Source organism: Chromobacterium sp. S0633 (assembly GCF_024158805.1).
Taxonomy (GTDB): domain Bacteria; phylum Pseudomonadota; class Gammaproteobacteria; order Burkholderiales; family Chromobacteriaceae; genus Chromobacterium.
The window spans coordinates 17,066-31,737 of the sequence record NZ_JAMZGH010000050.1 but is presented as its reverse complement, the minus strand read 5'-3'; the positions used below and the strand labels follow the sequence as shown (position 1 = coordinate 31,737).

Sequence of the window (14,672 nt, the reverse complement as noted above, 5' to 3'; positions counted from 1 at the left end):
CGCTGTCCTCTTTACAAGCGGGCCGCTCACACCAAGGCGAACGGCAGGCCTATGGTGGCGCGGGTGCCGCCTGTCGGCAACACCTCCAGCAACAGCTGCGCGCGCTCGCCGTGCAACATGGCCAGACGCTCGCGGATATTGCTCAGGCCCAGGCCCTGCCCCGGCTGCTCCGGGAAGCCGACGCCGCTGTCGCTGACCGCCACCCTAAGCTCGCCGGCCAGCACCTTGGCGTCGATGAGAATCTCGCCGCCTTCTGCCTTGGGCTCCAGGCCGTGTTTGATCGCGTTTTCCACCAGGGTTTGCAGCATCATCACCGGAAAACGCGCGTCCAGCAGCGACTCCGGCACCTCCAGCCGCACCCGCAGCCGGTCTTCCATCCGCAGCTGCATGATGTCCAGATAGGCGCGCGACAATTCCAGCTGCTGGCCCAGGCTGGTTTCCGCCGGGGACTCCCGCCACTCCGGCAGCGAGGAGCGCAGATAGCGGATCAGCGCCTTTTGCATCAGCAAGGCGCGCTCCGGCGCGGTTTCCATCAACTGGCACACCGAGGACAGGGTGTTGAACAGGAAGTGCGGCTCGATCTGCGCCTGCAGCGCTCCCATCCGCGCTTCCGCCAGCTGGCGTTGCAGCGCCTCCACCTCGGCCAGCTCCTCCGCCTGCCGGCTGCGCACCACCGCCGCGTCGGCGCGCTGCTCCGCCCGGCGCTTGCCTCTGGCCACGATCTTGACGATGCAGACGGTCACGCCCAGGAAGAAGGCCAGCGCGGGAATCCCGATGATGCCGCCCAGGATCAGGCCCAGAAAGCAGATCAGCAGCAGCCGGCCCCAGCCGACGGCGGCCAGCCAGTCGAAAAACAGCCACCAGTAGATGGAAGCCTTGTGGCTGACGAGTTCAATGCCCGCCAGCGCCTCCGCATGTTTTTGCCTATCCATGATACGCCCCCCGGTCTTGCTTCATTTCTTCCTCGGTCCCCTGCGTCAGCGCCGCCGGCCTCGACGGCTTCGGCGCGACGCAGGCCTTGACCAGGAAGGACATCAGTATCAAAAAAACCACGGCGCCGCTCAAGGCCAGCACGCCGCTCAAAATCAAGGCCAGCAGCGAGACCAAGGCCAGCCGCCCCCAGCCGAGGCCGGCCAGCCAGTCTACATAAAGCCGCCAGTAAATGGCGATTTTGTGCTTGACGCCGTTCAGTCCGTCCAGGGCTTCCGCGTGTTTTTCCCGATCCATGTTCAGCTCCTTGCAATGCGTTGTGGTTGACGCTGCTCACTGTAGCCAGCGCCAAACGCGGCCGACAGCGGCTTGCGACGAAACGCGCAAGGCGATGGATGAAGCGGCGAAACACGCGACGAACGGGCGGCGTTTTTAACGCCGCCCTTCGCGTTACAAGCCCAGTTCCCGTTCCAGCGCCCCCATCTCCCGCCGCCATTCACGCTGCAATTGCGGCTTCTGATGCTTGGGCTTGCGCGCCAGATCCGCGTTCAGCAAGGCCTCCAGTTGATACAGGCGCTCCAGCTGCCGCTCCGCGCCCTTGGGAACGGACGCGTCGCCGGACGCCGTCGGCTGATCGGCCACGGCCGCGACGGCCTGCGGGGTGAACAGCTGGGCGTAGGCGCCGGCGGCGTCCGGCCACTCGCGCAGCCGGCCCTCGCTGACCACCCAGAAGCGGTTGCACGATTGCTCTATCAACTCGCGGTCGTGCGACACCAGCAGGAAGCCGCCGGCAAAGTCCGCCAGCGCCTCCGCCAGTTCCCGCTTGCCGTCCAGATCCAGGTGGTTGGTCGGCTCGTCCAGCCACAGCAGGTGGTAGCTGGCCAGCGACAGCGCCAGGAACAGCAGCCGCGCGCGCTCTCCGCCGCTGAGAGTGGCCACGGTCTGTCCGTGGCGCGCATAGGCGAAACCGGCGGAAATCAGCGCCTGCCGCCGCTCCGCCTCGCTCAGCGGCGCGAAGGGGTACAGCGCGTCCGACAGCGCGGCCGCGTCGTCCAGCCGGCGCAGCGACTGATCGTAATACGCGACGCGCGCCGCCGGATGCGGCCGCCAGCCCGCGCCGGCCTCGCCTTGCAGCCAGTCCTGCCAGCACTGGCGCAGCAAGGAGGACTTGCCCGCGCCGTTGGCGCCCAGCAAGGCCACTTTGTCGCCGCTGCGCAGGCTCAGCTCGTCGGCCTCGAACAAGGCCGGCAAGCCGGGCGCGGCGCTCACCTGCAAGCCCTCGAAAGCCTGCAAGCGGTCCGCCGCCAGCGCTTGGCCTTGCAGCCGCAAGCGCCACGGACTGCCGCGGCTGACGAAGGCTTGCTCCTCCTTCAGCCGGTCCACCCGCTTCTGCATGGACTTGGCCTTGCGCACCAGCTTTTCGTTGTCGTGCTCGCGGCCCCAGATCGCCAGCCGCTTGCTGCTGGCGTTCAGGCGGTCTATCTCCTTCTGCTCGCCGGCGCGGCGCGCGCGCGCGGCGTCGTCCGCCTCCGCCAGCGCGGCCCGCGCCTGACTGCACGGCAGCTCGAAGCGGTACAGGCGCTGGTCCCGCAGGATCCAGCTGTGCGAAGTCACCGCGTCCAATAGCCGCGCGTCGTGGGACACCAGGATGAAGCCGCCCTGCCAGCGGCGCAGAAAGTCTTCCAGCCACAGCAGCGACGGCAGGTCCAAGTGGTTGCTGGGCTCGTCCAGCAGCAGCAGATTGGGCTGGCGCAGCACCGCGCGCCCCAGCAGCAGCCGGGTGTGCTGGCCACCGCTGAGACTGGCCGCCGGGGTGTCGGCCGCGGCCGACAATTCCAGTTCGTCCAGCAGGCTGTCCACCTTCCAGCGCTGCTCCGGCTGACGGTCCACCGCCTCCAGCAGCGCCGAGCGCGCGCTTAAGCCCGCCAGCCTCGCCGGCAGGTGTTGCTCTACGTATTGCAGCCGGCACAGGCCGGCGTATTGCACCGCGCCGGCATTGGCTTCGCGCTGGCCGGCCAGCACGTCCAGCAAGCTGCTCTTGCCGCAGCCGTTATGGCCCAGCAGGCCGATGCGGTCGCCCAGTTTTACGGTAAAGGAAAGGTCCTGGAACAGCGGGCCGTGGCCGGCGTCCAGTTGCAGGGATTGCGCGGAAATCAGGGTTGTCATGCTCTTGCTCTCGTTTTTTCGGGACGTGGCAGTCCCTGTCAACAGGAGCGCTGGCGACAACATGGGAGTCGGGAAAGACTCGGCGAGTGAAACTCGAAGTGAAGAGTGGCTTTGCTCCGACCCGGTTATCGCAGCGCGATGGAACTCGGGCAAGAGCCGGCAAATGCGCTAAACAAGCGAACCGACATTTCTGGGCGCGCAAATTGAAGCATATTTACCTCCTTTCTTTTTTATTCAAGGTGATGGAAACCCGAAGTGTAAACCAAGCGCGGCCGCCTATTCCAGTCCCGCCCGCGTCCGGCGACGCCGGCGGCGCGCTCCTGCTAGACTGGAGCGCCCTTTCCACCCCGCAATCACTCAAAGGCCCGCCATGACGCTCATCCGCCTGCAAGACTGCCCGCCCAGCCCGTGGAAAAACGGCGGCGGCAGCACCCGGCAATTGCTGATCTCCCCGGCCGGGGCCGGCCTGGACGATTTCGACTACCGCATCAGCCTGGCCAGCGTGGCCAGCGACGGGCCGTTCTCGCGCTTCGACGGCGTGGACCGGCAGTTGCTGATCCTGCAAGGCGCGGGGCTGGAGTTGGAACTGGACGGCCGCGGCCGTCTGCGGCTGACGCCGGGCGGCGAGCCGCTGGCCTTCGCCGGCGAAACCCCGGCGCAAAGCCGGCTGCTGGACGGCCCGCTGACCGATTTCAACGTGATGACGCGGCGCGGCCGCTACCGCTCGCGCTTGGGCAGGCTGACGCTGGACGGCGCGCTGGAATTACGCGCCGACGCCGAGCTGACCCTGCTGCTGGCGCTGGAGGACGGCGCGCGGCTGTGGCATGACGGCCGGCCGCAGCCGCTGGCGGCCTGGGACGCCGCCGTCGCCCGGCGCGGCGAAACGCTGCGGCTGCAAGCCGCGCGACCGCTGTCGCTGTGGCGAGTGGAACTGGAAGCCGTCGATCCGGCCTGATCCGGCCTATAATCGTTTAGGCCGTTGAAATAGGCCAAAAGGCTTTTTCACCACAAAAGGAGATTCCCATGGCATCACCTGTTTCCTATATCGAGATCGGCGCCGGAGACGCGGCCCCTGTCGGCGCCTTCTTCGCCGAACTGTTCGGCTGGAGCTTCCATCCGATGGGCACGGACGGCGGCGGCTGGTTTCAGGCCGGATCGATTAAAGCCGGCCTGCACGGGGGGGATGCCGCGCCCCGGATCGATCTCTTCTTCCAGGTGCCGGACCTCACGGCCGCCGTGGAGCGCGTGCGGGCCTTGGGCGGCCAAATCGACGGCGGCATCGCGGAGGAGCCGGGCTTCGGCAAATTCGCTCAATGCCATGCGCCCGGCGGCCTGAGCTTTGGCTTGCATCAGCCCGAAGCCGCCGCGTCCGCGTCGACATAAGCAAAGACCGGCGCCACGCCAACGACGGGATCTCGGTCCGCCCCCGCCACGGAGCGCGGGCGGACCGAGCCCGCTTATTTCTGCCGCGTCACCCAGCTGCGCAGCGACACGCCGCCGGGAATGCCGCGGCACTGCGGCGCCTCGGCGGCGTGCATCAGTTCGAAGCGGCCGCCGGTCCAGGCCCAGGCGCTGCTGACGTTGCAATCGCCTATGCCCCGCCCCTTGGCGTAGCTGCTGAGCACGCCCTGATTGAATTCGGCGTTCATCAAATAGGCGGCGTCGCCGTCGGCCAGCTTGGCCAGCGCCGGCCGATACGGCGGCTTATCGTTGGCTATCCACACGCTGAAGCCGCCCTGATAAGCGCCGCGGCCGCATTCGCGCAGCACCAGCACCTTGTCGGCGCTCAAGCGGTGGACGTCTATCGTCGGGTTCTCCGCATCCGGCATATCCTCCCAGCAGCCGCGCTCGCGCACCGCTTTGAGAATGGGCGCCGCCAGCGCGGCGTCGCCGGGCCGGGCCGCCGCCGCCACCGGTTTCAGCAAAGGCGTCGGCAAGGCCGGCGGCACCGAGGCTTCCGGCTTCGCGCCCTTTTTTACCAGCGCGCCGGGCGTGCCCAGACGGCCCTGGACCTCGTCCATCTTCAGCAAGGCGGCCTTGAGGCCGGCCAGCGACAGCGTCCATTGCAGCTTGCCGTCGCCTAGGCTGATCGCGTCCGCGTTGAGCATGCGCGGCAGCAGCTGCGCCATCTGCCCGGCGCTCAAGCTCTGCTCCGTTTTCAAGCCGCTCAGTTTGAAATCGCCCAGCCGCAGCGTCAGCGGCCCCGCCTTGCCGTCGTCGGCGTCCGCCGCGATCAACTCCCCGGTCAGCGGCGCATTGGGGCCGCCGTCGCGCTTGAGCAAGAGGCTGACCGGATTGTCGCCGTCCGCGGCCTGGGTGCCGTTGGCTTCGCAATGGCGGGTGTTGTCGCAGGCCACCGCCCAGTCCTTGTACGACTCCGTCTTGGCCCATGCCGCGGCGGGCAGACTCAGCGCCGCCAAGGCGGCCATGATGTGTATTCGCATGATTACCCTTCGTTGTATTCCATGCCGGCCGCGCAGCGGCGAGGCCAGACCGCCAAAGCGCAGCAGGCATGACGCAAACGCTCAGTCCCGCTGGCACACCCGCAGCCGATGCCCGTCCGGGTCCAGCATCAGGAAAGTGCGGCCGAAGACCTCGGTGCTCGGCGGCTGCGCGATGCGCAGATCGGGATCGTTCCGCCAGGCCTGATAGAGCTGGTCCACCGCCTCGCCGGATGCCAGCATGATACCGGCTTCGACGAATCTCGGGACATCGGCATGCGGCGCGTCCCCGCCGCTCCACAAGGCGAACAGCGCCTCGCCGCCGGCGCTGAAGGCGACGTAACGCGGGCTGACGAATACCGGATCGGCGGCGAACAAACGGCGGTACAGCGCGGCGGAGCGCTGGATATCCGTCACATACAGCAATTGCAGATTGGCTTGGGGGGTCAAGGTCATGACTTGCTCCTTTTCACTGGAATGCGGCTTGCGCCGTGGAAAAGAACCAGTCTGCCTGCCCCCTGCTGACAGCATGGCGTCAGCAGAGCGCGGCTTTTCTGCGCCCATGCGCCGACGCCAACAGCGCCAGCAGCATCAGCGCCGCCGCCAGCCCAAAAGCGGCGCGCGCGCCGGCGGCCACTTGCTGCGGCGCGGCGGCGGCGATGTCCGCGGCTCCGCTGGCCGCGGCGAACACCGCGCCCATCAAGGACGCGCCGGTGATCAAGCCCAGGTTGCGCGACAGACTGAGCAGGCCGGACACCAGGCCGCGCTGCCGCGCCGCGGCGCCGGTCAGCGCCTGAGTGTTGTTGGCGGCCTGGAACAAGGCGTAGGCGGCGGTGATCAGGCTCAGCGGCAACAGATAGCCGGCCAGGCCCAGGCTGGCCGGCAGCAAGGCCAGCGCCAGCGCGCCCGCGCCTATGCCCGCCAGACCGGAGCGCGCCGAAGCGTCCGCGCCGCAACGGTCCACCATCCGCCCGGCCGGCACGCCGCTCAAGGCCGCCACCAGCGGCCCCAGCGACATCGCCAGGCCGACGCCGGCGGCGTCCAGGCCCAGCCCCCGCGCCAGATAGAACGGCCCCACCACCAGGGTGGCCATCATCACCGTGGACACCAGGGCGTTGCCGAGCAGACCGGCGGCCAGCGCCGGGTCTCTTAGCAGAGCCAGGTTCAGCAAGGGCGAGGCGGCCTTGGACTCGGCCCGCAAGAAGGCGCGGCCGCCGACGACGGCCGTCAGCAACAAGACGGCGTTGAGCGCGCCGAAGCCCCCCTGGGCGTGATCGGGCTTCAGGGTCAAGCCCAGCGCGTAGGCGGCCAGGGTCAGCGCCAGCCAGCCGCTGCCGGCGAGGTCGAAACCGACGCGCTCGGCGGCGGGGCCGCTTGGCGCCGGCACGCTGCGCCAGATCAGGCCGAAAGCCAGCGCGCCCAGCGGCAACATCGGCCAGAACATCGCGCGCCAGCCGAAGCCCGCGATCAGCGCGCCGCCCAGCGACGGGCCCAGCGCGGTGCCGACGGCGGACATGGCCCCCAACAGCCCCATCGCCCGCCCCACTTCGCCCTGCGGGGCGATGTCCGCGACAAAAGCCATGCCCAGGGCCAGCATCAAGGCCGCGCCTACGCCCTGCAAGGCGCGTCCGGCGATCAGCGCCCAAAAGGCGTCGGCCGCGCCGCAGCCGGCCGAGGCAGCGACGAACAAGGCGATGCCGGCCAGCAAGGCGCGCCGGCGGCCGAACTGATCGCCCAGCCGGCCGGCGTTGACGCTGGCCAGCGTGATCAGCAGCAGATAGGCCAGCACCACCCATTGCGCCTGCTGGAAGCTGATCCGAAAGGCCGCGGCCAAGGCCGGCAGGCCGACGTTGGCCACGCTGGCGCCCAGCGAGGCCAGCAGGATAGACAGCGCCAGGCCGGCCAGCGCGGCGGCGGAAGAGGACGAAGAGGATGGAGAAACAGACATGAGGGCGGCTCCCGCCCGCATCCGGCCCCGAACGCCGGGGCCGTCGACACGGACCCGATACAGGCTACGCCGCCGCCACAGCAGGCGGAAGACGCATGGTTTACACTAAATAGTTGCGTTTGACGCCAGGTATCGCTGTACTAAGAGTGGCTAACAAAAATCAGTTTCACGACTGAGGCAAGGCGCGCCGACGCAGGCAGTACTTGAGTACGGCAAGTCGGCGCAACGCAGCATCAGGAATTTTGTTAGCCGCTCTAATGAGTCTGTGTACCATCTGCTGCGTTGCGGCGGGATTGTAGACAAGAGCGTTGAAAACGGCTTCGAAATGCTCATCTACCACGTGTACATTCCGCTTTCTCAGCCGTTTTCGTCTTGCCCTTACTCGCGAGACATTGAATAGGCTCTTTAAGGCGAAGCCATGCCCATACCCGATCTCAATCTGCTGATCACCCTGGACGCGCTGCTGAACGAAGGCAGCGTGGCCCGCGCCGCGCGCCGTCTGCAGCTCAGCCCCTCGGCGATGAGCCGCGCGCTGGCGCGCTTGCGCGAGGTCACCGGCGACCCGCTGCTGGTGCGCGCCGGCCGCGGCCTGACGCCGACGCCGCGCGCGCTGGAACTGCGCGAACGGGTGCACGCGCTGGTGCTGGACGCGGAAAGCGCGCTGCGCCCGGCCGGAACGCTGCGGCTGGACCGCTTGCAACGCAGCTTCACCCTGCGCTGCAGCGACGGTTTCGTCGAAAACTTCGGCCCGCGGCTGCTGGCGCGGCTGCAAGGCGAGGCGCCGGGCGTGCGTCTGCATTTCCTGCCCAAGCGCGACAAGGACAACGCGCCGCTGCGCGACGGCGCGGTGGATCTGGACACCGGCGTGGTGGGCCACGAAGCCGGGCCGGAGTTGCGGGTACGCATGTTGTTCCGCGACCGCTTCGTCGGCGTGGTGCGCGCCGGCCATCCGCTGGCGGCCGACGCCGTCGACATCGCCCGCTACGCCGCCGGCCGCCATGTGTTGGTGGCCCGCCGCGGCGGGCTGGTCGGGCCGGTGGACGAGGCGCTGAACGCGCAGGGGCTACGCCGCGACGTCGCGGTCACCGTGGGCGGCTTCGCCGCCGCGCTGGCGCTGGCGCGCGCCAGCGATTTGATCGCCACCGTGCCCGAGCGCCATACCGGCCATCTGCGCGCCGGCCTGCACAGCTTCGCGCTGCCGCTGGCGGTGGTGGAGATCACCATTTCCATGATCTGGCATCCGCGCCTGGACGCGGACCCGGCGCAGCAATGGCTGCGCGCCTGCGTCAAGGCGGTGTGCGATGAACAATTGGCGGCGGAGGCCACCGTTTGAAGCGCGCCGCTCTAAAAACCTGTTTACCTGCGTATCGCCGACGCGCAGCAGATCGTAAACAGGTTCTAAAGCGCTTCAGTAAGCTGGCGACTCCATGACTCGCTTCAACGCTGACTCGCTTACCAATCCATTAGGCAGCCAATCAACTTCTGATCACTCATATTCAGCGAGGTAAAGTATGCATAGTTTTTATAAGACACTGATGGTCACATCTTTTTGCTTAATTCCGGCAACTTGCTTTTCTTCTGAGAAAGGGGCTCAAATGAAATCAGATTCATTCGGCTATTATGATTTAAATATTGGCGATTATTCAGTGCCTGAACAACATCACGACCTGCCTAAAGAAGGGAATGGCCATATTGAAGTCAACTTGGATCGTATTTTTTCGATTACCTTTCCTGACAATCCCTCAACAGGAGCCTCTTGGGGCTTAAGGACACTTCCTGCGGAATTGATGTTTCTGAGTTCCAGCCACAAACCATCTGACAAATGCGGCGTCGTCAACAATGAGGGCGTGCCGCCAGTTGGATGTGGCGGGTTTACAAGCTATATATTTAAAGCATTAGAAAAAGGAACCGGGACAGTAAGATTTGAGTATGGTCAACAGTGGAGCAAGGGCGCCAAAAAAGTCATAACGGTAAAAGTTACTGTTAAATAACGGAATAGTTCCGAGCGATCATATCGGCACTATTCTCTCAGAACCTGTTTACGATCTCGGGAGCTAAGGCGAGACAAGGCGAAAACGAGCGAAAAAGCGGAATGTACGCGTGGTATATGCGCATTTTGAGTTTGTGACCACCTGCAACGCTTCACAAAACGCGGCAGACATTGAACCGGCTCTAAACGTAAATCTCGCCCCTCAGATACAGCCGCGCCTGCCCCAGCAAAGCCACTTCCGCGCCTTCCAGCCGGCACTCCAGGCTGCCGCGCCGCGCGCCGCCCTGGCGCGCCTGCAAGCGGGTCTTGCCCAGTACGCCGGCCCAGTACGGCGCCAGCCAGCAGTGGGCCGAGCCGGTGACCGGGTCTTCGTCGACGCCTACGCCGGGGCCGAACCAGCGGCTGACGAAATCGCAGTCCGCGCCGCGCGCGGTCACCGCCACCCCGCGCTTGGGCAAGCCGCGCAGCCGCTGGAAGTCCGGCCGCAGCGCCGCCAGCCGCGCCGCGTCGTCCAGCACCACGATGTAGTCGTCGGCGGCCAGCACCTGGCCGGCGTCCAGGCCCAGCGCCGCCAGCAGGCCGGGCGGCTCGGCGCAGGGGCGCGGCGTCACCGCGGGGAAGCGCAGTTCGATGCGCTCGCCGTCGCGCCGCGCCGTCAATTCGCCGCTGCGGGTCTGGAAGACGATGCGTTCGCCGCGCCAGTCCAGCTCATGGAACAAGACCCAGGCGCTGGCCAGCGTGGCGTGACCACACAAATCCACCTCGGTGGTGGGCGTGAACCAGCGCAGCGCCATCCGCTCGCCGTCCGCCACCAGGAAGGCGGTCTCGGACAGATTGTTTTCCATGGCGATGGCTTGCAGCGCGGCGTCCGGCAGCCAGGCCGGCAAGGGACACACCGCCGCCGGATTGCCGTGGAACACCGCGTCGCAGAACGCGTCCACCTGGTAGATGGGAATCTTCATGCCTTGTCCTCCCGCGCATCGCCGCGGATTTCGTCCAGATAGTTGTAGACGGTGTAACGGCTGACGCCCAGCGCCTCCGCCGCGCGCTCCACCCCGCCTTTGACGATGAACAGGCCCTGCTCCAGCATCTGCGCCACCGCCTGTTTCTTGTCCGCCTTTTTCATCCGCGCCAGCGGCTTGCCGCCGCGCTCCAGCGCCTGGGCGATGATGTCCTGCATCGCCTCGTCCATGGCCGGCGGCTCCGGCGCGGCCGGAGGCGGCGGCGGCGCGCGGCCCACCAGCGCCTGCAGGCAGGCCAGCGCCGCTTCCAGCTGGCTGCGGTCGCTGTTCAGGCACAGCGCGGCGAAGGGTTCGCCGGCGGCGGTCTTGAAGACGGCGCTGGCGGACAGCAGCCGCCGGCCGTCGCGGCTCAGGGTGTGGTAGCCGGACACCAGCGCCGGTTCCGCGCCGCCCTGACGCATCGCCTGTTCGATGGCGGCGAAGCCGCGGTCGCCGGCCGGGCCGCCCAGGATGGCGTCCCCTAGACGGCGGCCGGACACATGGCCGTTCTCGATGGCGACGACGGAGCACTCCGGCCGGCTCAGATCATGCAGCACCACCTCGGTGTGCGCGTCCACCATGGCCCCCACCAATTTGACCGCGGCGCTCAAGGCGCGCAGCACCGCCTGTTTTTCCGCCTGGGCCGGATCGGTCGCCGGTTTCGGGTCTTCCATGCGGCCGCCCGTCAACGGTAAAGACTGAATTTGCGCGTCAGCGCGCCCAACGCCGCCTCGTCGCCGCACAAGGCCACGCCCCAGTACTCCAGCGCGGCCGCCGGGGTGGCCGCGGTGCGGCGCAGTTGTTCGGCGCTGCCGCCCTCGCCCATGGTGTCGGTGAAGTCGACGCAGACCACGCCGGCCTCGGCGGCGGCCTGGCGCAGCCGCTCCAGCTTGGCGGAGTTGTCCGCGCGCAGCACGATGAAGGGATCGGCCGAGATCGCCGGGTGCACGCCGCCATCGGCGTCCACATAGTCCACGTGGTTTGCCGCCGCGTCCGCGCGCCGCAGCCGGCAGGCCAGGGCCAGCGCCAGATGGCCCAGCACATTCATCGCCCGGCCCGGCTCCAGCCGCTTGTGGATCACCGCCACGTATTTGCGTTCCGCCTCACTCATCGCCGCCGTCCTCCGCCTCATGCTCCGCGCGCAACAAGGCGTAATTGGCCAGCGACAGATAGCGGCCGTCCTTCCATTCGCACTCGCGGCTGACGCCCTCCAGGGTAAAGCCGACGCTCCGCAACAGTTTGCCGGAGCCCAGATTGTCCACTTCCACTTGCGCGTAGACGCGGTTGAGCGGGAAGCGGCGATAGGCCAGCCTCAGGAAACCGCGCAGGGCTTCCCGCATATAGCCGCGGCCCCAGTGTTCCGGCAGCAACCAATAGCCCAGTTCGGCGCAATGGTGCTGTTCCGACCAGGAGCTGATGCCCACCGCGCCCAGGAAGCGCTCATCCTCCCGCGTTTCCAGCGCCAGCCACAGGCCGCTGCCGTCGGCGCGGATGTCGTCGAACCAGCGCATCTGCGCGCGGCAGTCCTCCTCGCTGGCGTAATGGATGCCGTAATGCTTGATCACTTCCGGGTGCGACAGCCCGTAAAACACATTGGGCAAATCCGCGGCGCGAAATTCGCGCAGCGTCAGCCGTTCCAATTGCAACATCGTTTCCCCTTCACGCCAGCGGCCCAAGCTCGAATCTTGCCGGGCTTGGGCCGCCATAATTCAACAATTTGTTGAAATTTACATTTTTAGTTGAATTATTGCAAGAGGGGCGCCACGCCATAGACCGCGTCGCGCAGATCGGCGACGAAGCGTCCGGACATGCCTTCGTACAAGGTATTGGTGAAGGCCACCACGCTCAGGCCGCGCGCGCGGTCCACAAACCAGGAGTGGCCGTAAGCGCCGCCCCAGCGCCAGGTGCCGGGCGATTCCGGCGAGGCGGCGGCGGCCGGATCGCGCAGCACTGAGAAACCCAGGCCGAAACCGAAGCCGGGCATTTCCGGCAGTTCCTGCGCTCCGGTGTGATTGCGCGCCATCTCCTCCACCCACTCCGGCGGCAGCAAGGGCGCGCCGCCCTGGCGCAGCGCCTCCAGCAGGCGCAGGAAATCGTCGGCGCTGCCCACCATGCCGGCGCCGCCGGACGGATAGGCGCCGGCGTCCAGCGCCCGCTGCGGCGCAAAGCGTATGCCCACCGTGCCTTCGAACGGCGCCACGATCGCCGGCTGCTCCATCCGCCACGGTTCGGCCTCGCCGTTGACGTAGACCGCGGCCAGGCGGCCCGGCTCCAGCGCGTGAAAATCGGTGTCGTCCATGCCCAGCGGCGCTGTGACCCAGCGGCGCACCGCCTGCGGCAGCGGCTGGTCCGCCACCCGCTCCACCAGCGCGCCCAGCACATCGGTGGCCAGCGAATAGCCCCAGGACTGGCCCGGCGTATACAGCAGCGGCACGCTGGCGATGCGGCGCAGATTCTCCGTCAGGGTGAGGCCGTCGGCATCCATGCCGTCGGACACTCCGGCGCGGGCGTAGGGACCGTCGCCGTCCTCCTCGAAAAAGCGATAGCCCAGGCCGGCGGTATGGCTGAGCAGCTGCCGCGGCGTGATCCGCGCCGGCGCGCCGTCCGCCAGCCGCGCCCGGAATTCCGGCAACCAGCGGGCGATGTCTTCGTCCAGGTCCAGCCGCCGCCGCGCCGCCAGCGCCATCGCCGCCGTGGAAACAATGGGCTTGCTGACGGAGGCGAGCCGAAACAGCGCGTCCTCCCGCATCGGCAAGCCGGCCTCCCGGTCCGCCCAGCCGGCCGCGCGGCGGTAGGCCGGCGCGCCGTCCTTGGCCACCAACACCACCGCCCCCACCAGCCGCCGCTCGCTCAGCGCCTGTTCCAGCACCGCGTCCACCCGCGCGTCCAGGCCCGCTTCCAGACGGCTGGGCCGCACGCCGCATTCCACATTCGACATATCGCTTCCTTTGGCTTCAAAACAGCCACCACGATAAGCGACGGCCGCGCCGGGAAAAAGCGGGCGGCGCTCCGCGCTATCGTGAGAAATTGTCCGGAATGGGAGACCGGCGCTTCAGAGGCTGGCGCGTATGATGTCCGCCGCCCGCTCCACCTGCCCGCGCGTCACCAGGCTGCTGCTGATGAAGCGCACCAGATCCGGTTTCCAGGCCAGCGCCAGCACGCCCCGCTCCGCCAGCCTGGCCACCATGGCCTTGGCGTCCGCCGCTTCGATGAACACCATATTGGTCTCCACCGGGTACTTCAGCCGCGCCGCCGCGCTCAATTTGTCGCCCAGGATGCGGGCCTTTTCATTGTCTTCCTGCGTCACCTGCTGCCAGCGCCGCATCTTGTCCAGCGCGATGCCGGCCATCAGGCCGGATTGGTGCAGGCAGCCGCCGTACCATTTGCGGAAGACCTTGGCCGCCTCTATCTTGCGGGCCGGGCCGGCCAGGATGGAGCCGAAGGGCGCGCCCACGCCCTTGGAGAAGCAGAAATTCAGCATGTCCGCCGGCCCCAAGTAACGCGCCGGCGACAGGTCCAGATGGCTGCAAGCGTTGAGCACCCGCGCGCCGTCCAGGTACAGGCTCAGCCCCATTTCGTCGCACAGCGCGCGCATGCGCAGCATTTCCGCCGCCGGATAGACGATGCCGCCGTAGGTGTTGATGCTGCTTTCTATCGCCACCGCCTTGGGCTCCGCGTACAGGCTGGACCAGCGCGCCTTGGCGTGAATGGCCCGGCGCGCGTCGTCGGCGGTGAGGATGCCGTCCGCGCTGTGGTAGGGGTTCAGCACCAGACCGCTATTGGCGCTGACGGCGGAGGATTCGAAGAAATTGATGTGGTAGCCCACCTCGGTGACGATCTCGTCGCCGGGCCCGGCCAGGCAGCGCAACCCCACTTGATTGCTCATGGTGCCAGAGGGCATGAACAAGGCCGCTTCCTTGCCGAACAAGTCCGCGCAGTAGGCTTCCAGCTCGCGCACATAGCGGTCTTCGCCGTAGCAATCGTCGCCGATCTTGGCGAAATCCAGCGTCTCCACGTCGCTCTTGCTGACCCGCGTCAGGGTGTCGCTTCTCAAATCGATGATGTCCGGCATGTCTGGCTCCGTTCGTGAACGTCGGCTGGAGGATGGCAAGCGGCGGCAAGGAAAGCGTCTGGCGAGCACGCGCGTCGACGCCCGTCGTCCAGTCCGCGCCATTGGCGTGCCAATGAAACGCGAA

The 14,672-nt window shown here is 67.4% G+C and carries 16 protein-coding genes; 4 read left to right on the top strand and 12 right to left on the bottom strand.

Annotation, left to right across the window (positions count from 1 at the left end; all coding sequences use genetic code 11):
• Positions 1 to 26: 26 nt before the first annotated feature.
• The 3 genes from NK214_RS21755 to NK214_RS21745 form a co-directional block, all read right to left on the bottom strand.
• On the bottom strand, positions 27 to 932 hold the full coding sequence (locus NK214_RS21755; RefSeq protein WP_107799751.1) for a sensor histidine kinase: 906 nt from the start codon (positions 930 to 932) through the stop codon (positions 27 to 29).
• Positions 925 to 1,227, bottom strand: coding sequence for a hypothetical protein (locus NK214_RS21750; protein WP_107799752.1), 303 nt, complete (start codon positions 1,225 to 1,227; stop codon positions 925 to 927). Before NK214_RS21750 ends, NK214_RS21755 begins: the two co-directional genes overlap by 8 nt.
• Before the next feature lie 153 nt (positions 1,228 to 1,380).
• A complete protein-coding gene (locus NK214_RS21745; RefSeq protein WP_253315495.1) occupies positions 1,381 to 3,096 on the bottom strand; it encodes an ABC-F family ATP-binding cassette domain-containing protein in 1,716 nt (571 codons plus the stop codon).
• Between the two features lie 370 nt (positions 3,097 to 3,466).
• On the opposite strand from NK214_RS21745, the gene NK214_RS21740 reads away from it, so the two are divergent.
• Entirely contained in the window at positions 3,467 to 4,051 is a 585-nt protein-coding gene (locus NK214_RS21740; protein ID WP_253315494.1) for a HutD family protein, read from the top strand.
• 68 nt (positions 4,052 to 4,119) lie between these two features.
• A complete protein-coding gene (locus tag NK214_RS21735; RefSeq protein WP_107799755.1) occupies positions 4,120 to 4,479 on the top strand; it encodes a VOC family protein in 360 nt (119 codons plus the stop codon).
• Between the two features lie 74 nt (positions 4,480 to 4,553).
• Here NK214_RS21735 and NK214_RS21730 read toward each other — a convergent pair whose 3' ends face one another.
• The 3 genes from NK214_RS21730 to NK214_RS21720 form a co-directional block, all read right to left on the bottom strand.
• The gene (locus NK214_RS21730) at positions 4,554 to 5,540 is read right to left on the bottom strand and encodes a DUF1176 domain-containing protein (RefSeq protein ID WP_107799756.1); all 987 of its coding nucleotides are present in this window, start codon (positions 5,538 to 5,540) and stop codon (positions 4,554 to 4,556) included.
• Between the two features lie 81 nt (positions 5,541 to 5,621).
• Complete coding sequence (locus NK214_RS21725; RefSeq protein WP_107799757.1) at positions 5,622 to 5,993, bottom strand: VOC family protein; 372 nt, start codon at positions 5,991 to 5,993, stop codon at positions 5,622 to 5,624.
• A 79-nt stretch (positions 5,994 to 6,072) separates the two neighbouring features.
• Positions 6,073 to 7,485: an MFS transporter gene (locus NK214_RS21720; protein ID WP_253315493.1), complete on the bottom strand. Its 1,413-nt coding sequence runs from the start codon at positions 7,483 to 7,485 to the stop codon at positions 6,073 to 6,075.
• Positions 7,486 to 7,903: 418 nt separating this feature from the next.
• Between NK214_RS21720 and NK214_RS21715 the strand changes: the two genes are divergently transcribed.
• Positions 7,904 to 8,818 (top strand): LysR family transcriptional regulator, encoded by a 915-nt coding sequence (locus NK214_RS21715; protein ID WP_253315492.1) that lies wholly within the window; start codon positions 7,904 to 7,906, stop codon positions 8,816 to 8,818.
• 202 nt (positions 8,819 to 9,020) lie between these two features.
• A complete protein-coding gene (locus NK214_RS21710; RefSeq protein WP_227104045.1) occupies positions 9,021 to 9,476 on the top strand; it encodes a protease inhibitor I42 family protein in 456 nt (151 codons plus the stop codon).
• 181 nt (positions 9,477 to 9,657) lie between these two features.
• Here NK214_RS21710 and NK214_RS21705 read toward each other — a convergent pair whose 3' ends face one another.
• From NK214_RS21705 to NK214_RS21680, 6 genes are all read right to left on the bottom strand, one after another.
• Positions 9,658 to 10,437 carry a PhzF family phenazine biosynthesis protein gene (locus NK214_RS21705; protein WP_253315491.1) on the bottom strand — a complete coding sequence of 260 codons (780 nt, stop codon included), beginning with the start codon at positions 10,435 to 10,437 and terminating at the stop codon, positions 9,658 to 9,660.
• Positions 10,434 to 11,150: a transcriptional regulator gene (locus tag NK214_RS21700; RefSeq protein ID WP_253315490.1), complete on the bottom strand. Its 717-nt coding sequence runs from the start codon at positions 11,148 to 11,150 to the stop codon at positions 10,434 to 10,436. Before NK214_RS21700 ends, NK214_RS21705 begins: the two co-directional genes overlap by 4 nt.
• Before the next feature lie 11 nt (positions 11,151 to 11,161).
• Positions 11,162 to 11,587: a DUF2000 domain-containing protein gene (locus NK214_RS21695; protein WP_107799763.1), complete on the bottom strand. Its 426-nt coding sequence runs from the start codon at positions 11,585 to 11,587 to the stop codon at positions 11,162 to 11,164.
• On the bottom strand, positions 11,580 to 12,125 hold the full coding sequence (locus NK214_RS21690; RefSeq protein ID WP_253315489.1) for a GNAT family N-acetyltransferase: 546 nt from the start codon (positions 12,123 to 12,125) through the stop codon (positions 11,580 to 11,582). The genes NK214_RS21695 and NK214_RS21690 overlap by 8 nt, the downstream gene beginning before the upstream one ends.
• Before the next feature lie 95 nt (positions 12,126 to 12,220).
• Entirely contained in the window at positions 12,221 to 13,414 is a 1,194-nt protein-coding gene (locus NK214_RS21685) for a serine hydrolase (RefSeq protein WP_227104053.1), read from the bottom strand.
• Between the two features lie 114 nt (positions 13,415 to 13,528).
• Positions 13,529 to 14,548 carry a low specificity L-threonine aldolase gene (locus NK214_RS21680; RefSeq protein WP_227104055.1) on the bottom strand — a complete coding sequence of 340 codons (1,020 nt, stop codon included), beginning with the start codon at positions 14,546 to 14,548 and terminating at the stop codon, positions 13,529 to 13,531.
• Positions 14,549 to 14,672: the final 124 nt, after the last annotated feature.

Bases quoted from the DNA above. Each gene is read 5' to 3' on its own strand.
- NK214_RS21755 (WP_107799751.1), bottom strand. From the start codon at position 932: ATGGATAGGCAAAAACATGCGGAGGCGCTGGCGGGCATTGAACTCGTC.
- NK214_RS21750 (WP_107799752.1), bottom strand. From the start codon at position 1,227: ATGGATCGGGAAAAACACGCGGAAGCCCTGGACGGACTGAACGGCGTC.
- NK214_RS21745 (WP_253315495.1), bottom strand. From the start codon at position 3,096: ATGACAACCCTGATTTCCGCGCAATCCCTGCAACTGGACGCCGGCCAC.
- NK214_RS21740 (WP_253315494.1), top strand. From the start codon at position 3,467: ATGACGCTCATCCGCCTGCAAGACTGCCCGCCCAGCCCGTGGAAAAAC.
- NK214_RS21735 (WP_107799755.1), top strand. From the start codon at position 4,120: ATGGCATCACCTGTTTCCTATATCGAGATCGGCGCCGGAGACGCGGCC.
- NK214_RS21730 (WP_107799756.1), bottom strand. From the start codon at position 5,540: ATGCGAATACACATCATGGCCGCCTTGGCGGCGCTGAGTCTGCCCGCC.
- NK214_RS21725 (WP_107799757.1), bottom strand. From the start codon at position 5,993: ATGACCTTGACCCCCCAAGCCAATCTGCAATTGCTGTATGTGACGGAT.
- NK214_RS21720 (WP_253315493.1), bottom strand. From the start codon at position 7,485: ATGTCTGTTTCTCCATCCTCTTCGTCCTCTTCCGCCGCCGCGCTGGCC.
- NK214_RS21715 (WP_253315492.1), top strand. From the start codon at position 7,904: ATGCCCATACCCGATCTCAATCTGCTGATCACCCTGGACGCGCTGCTG.
- NK214_RS21710 (WP_227104045.1), top strand. From the start codon at position 9,021: ATGGTCACATCTTTTTGCTTAATTCCGGCAACTTGCTTTTCTTCTGAG.
- NK214_RS21705 (WP_253315491.1), bottom strand. From the start codon at position 10,437: ATGAAGATTCCCATCTACCAGGTGGACGCGTTCTGCGACGCGGTGTTC.
- NK214_RS21700 (WP_253315490.1), bottom strand. From the start codon at position 11,150: ATGGAAGACCCGAAACCGGCGACCGATCCGGCCCAGGCGGAAAAACAG.
- NK214_RS21695 (WP_107799763.1), bottom strand. From the start codon at position 11,587: ATGAGTGAGGCGGAACGCAAATACGTGGCGGTGATCCACAAGCGGCTG.
- NK214_RS21690 (WP_253315489.1), bottom strand. From the start codon at position 12,125: ATGTTGCAATTGGAACGGCTGACGCTGCGCGAATTTCGCGCCGCGGAT.
- NK214_RS21685 (WP_227104053.1), bottom strand. From the start codon at position 13,414: ATGTCGAATGTGGAATGCGGCGTGCGGCCCAGCCGTCTGGAAGCGGGC.
- NK214_RS21680 (WP_227104055.1), bottom strand. From the start codon at position 14,548: ATGCCGGACATCATCGATTTGAGAAGCGACACCCTGACGCGGGTCAGC.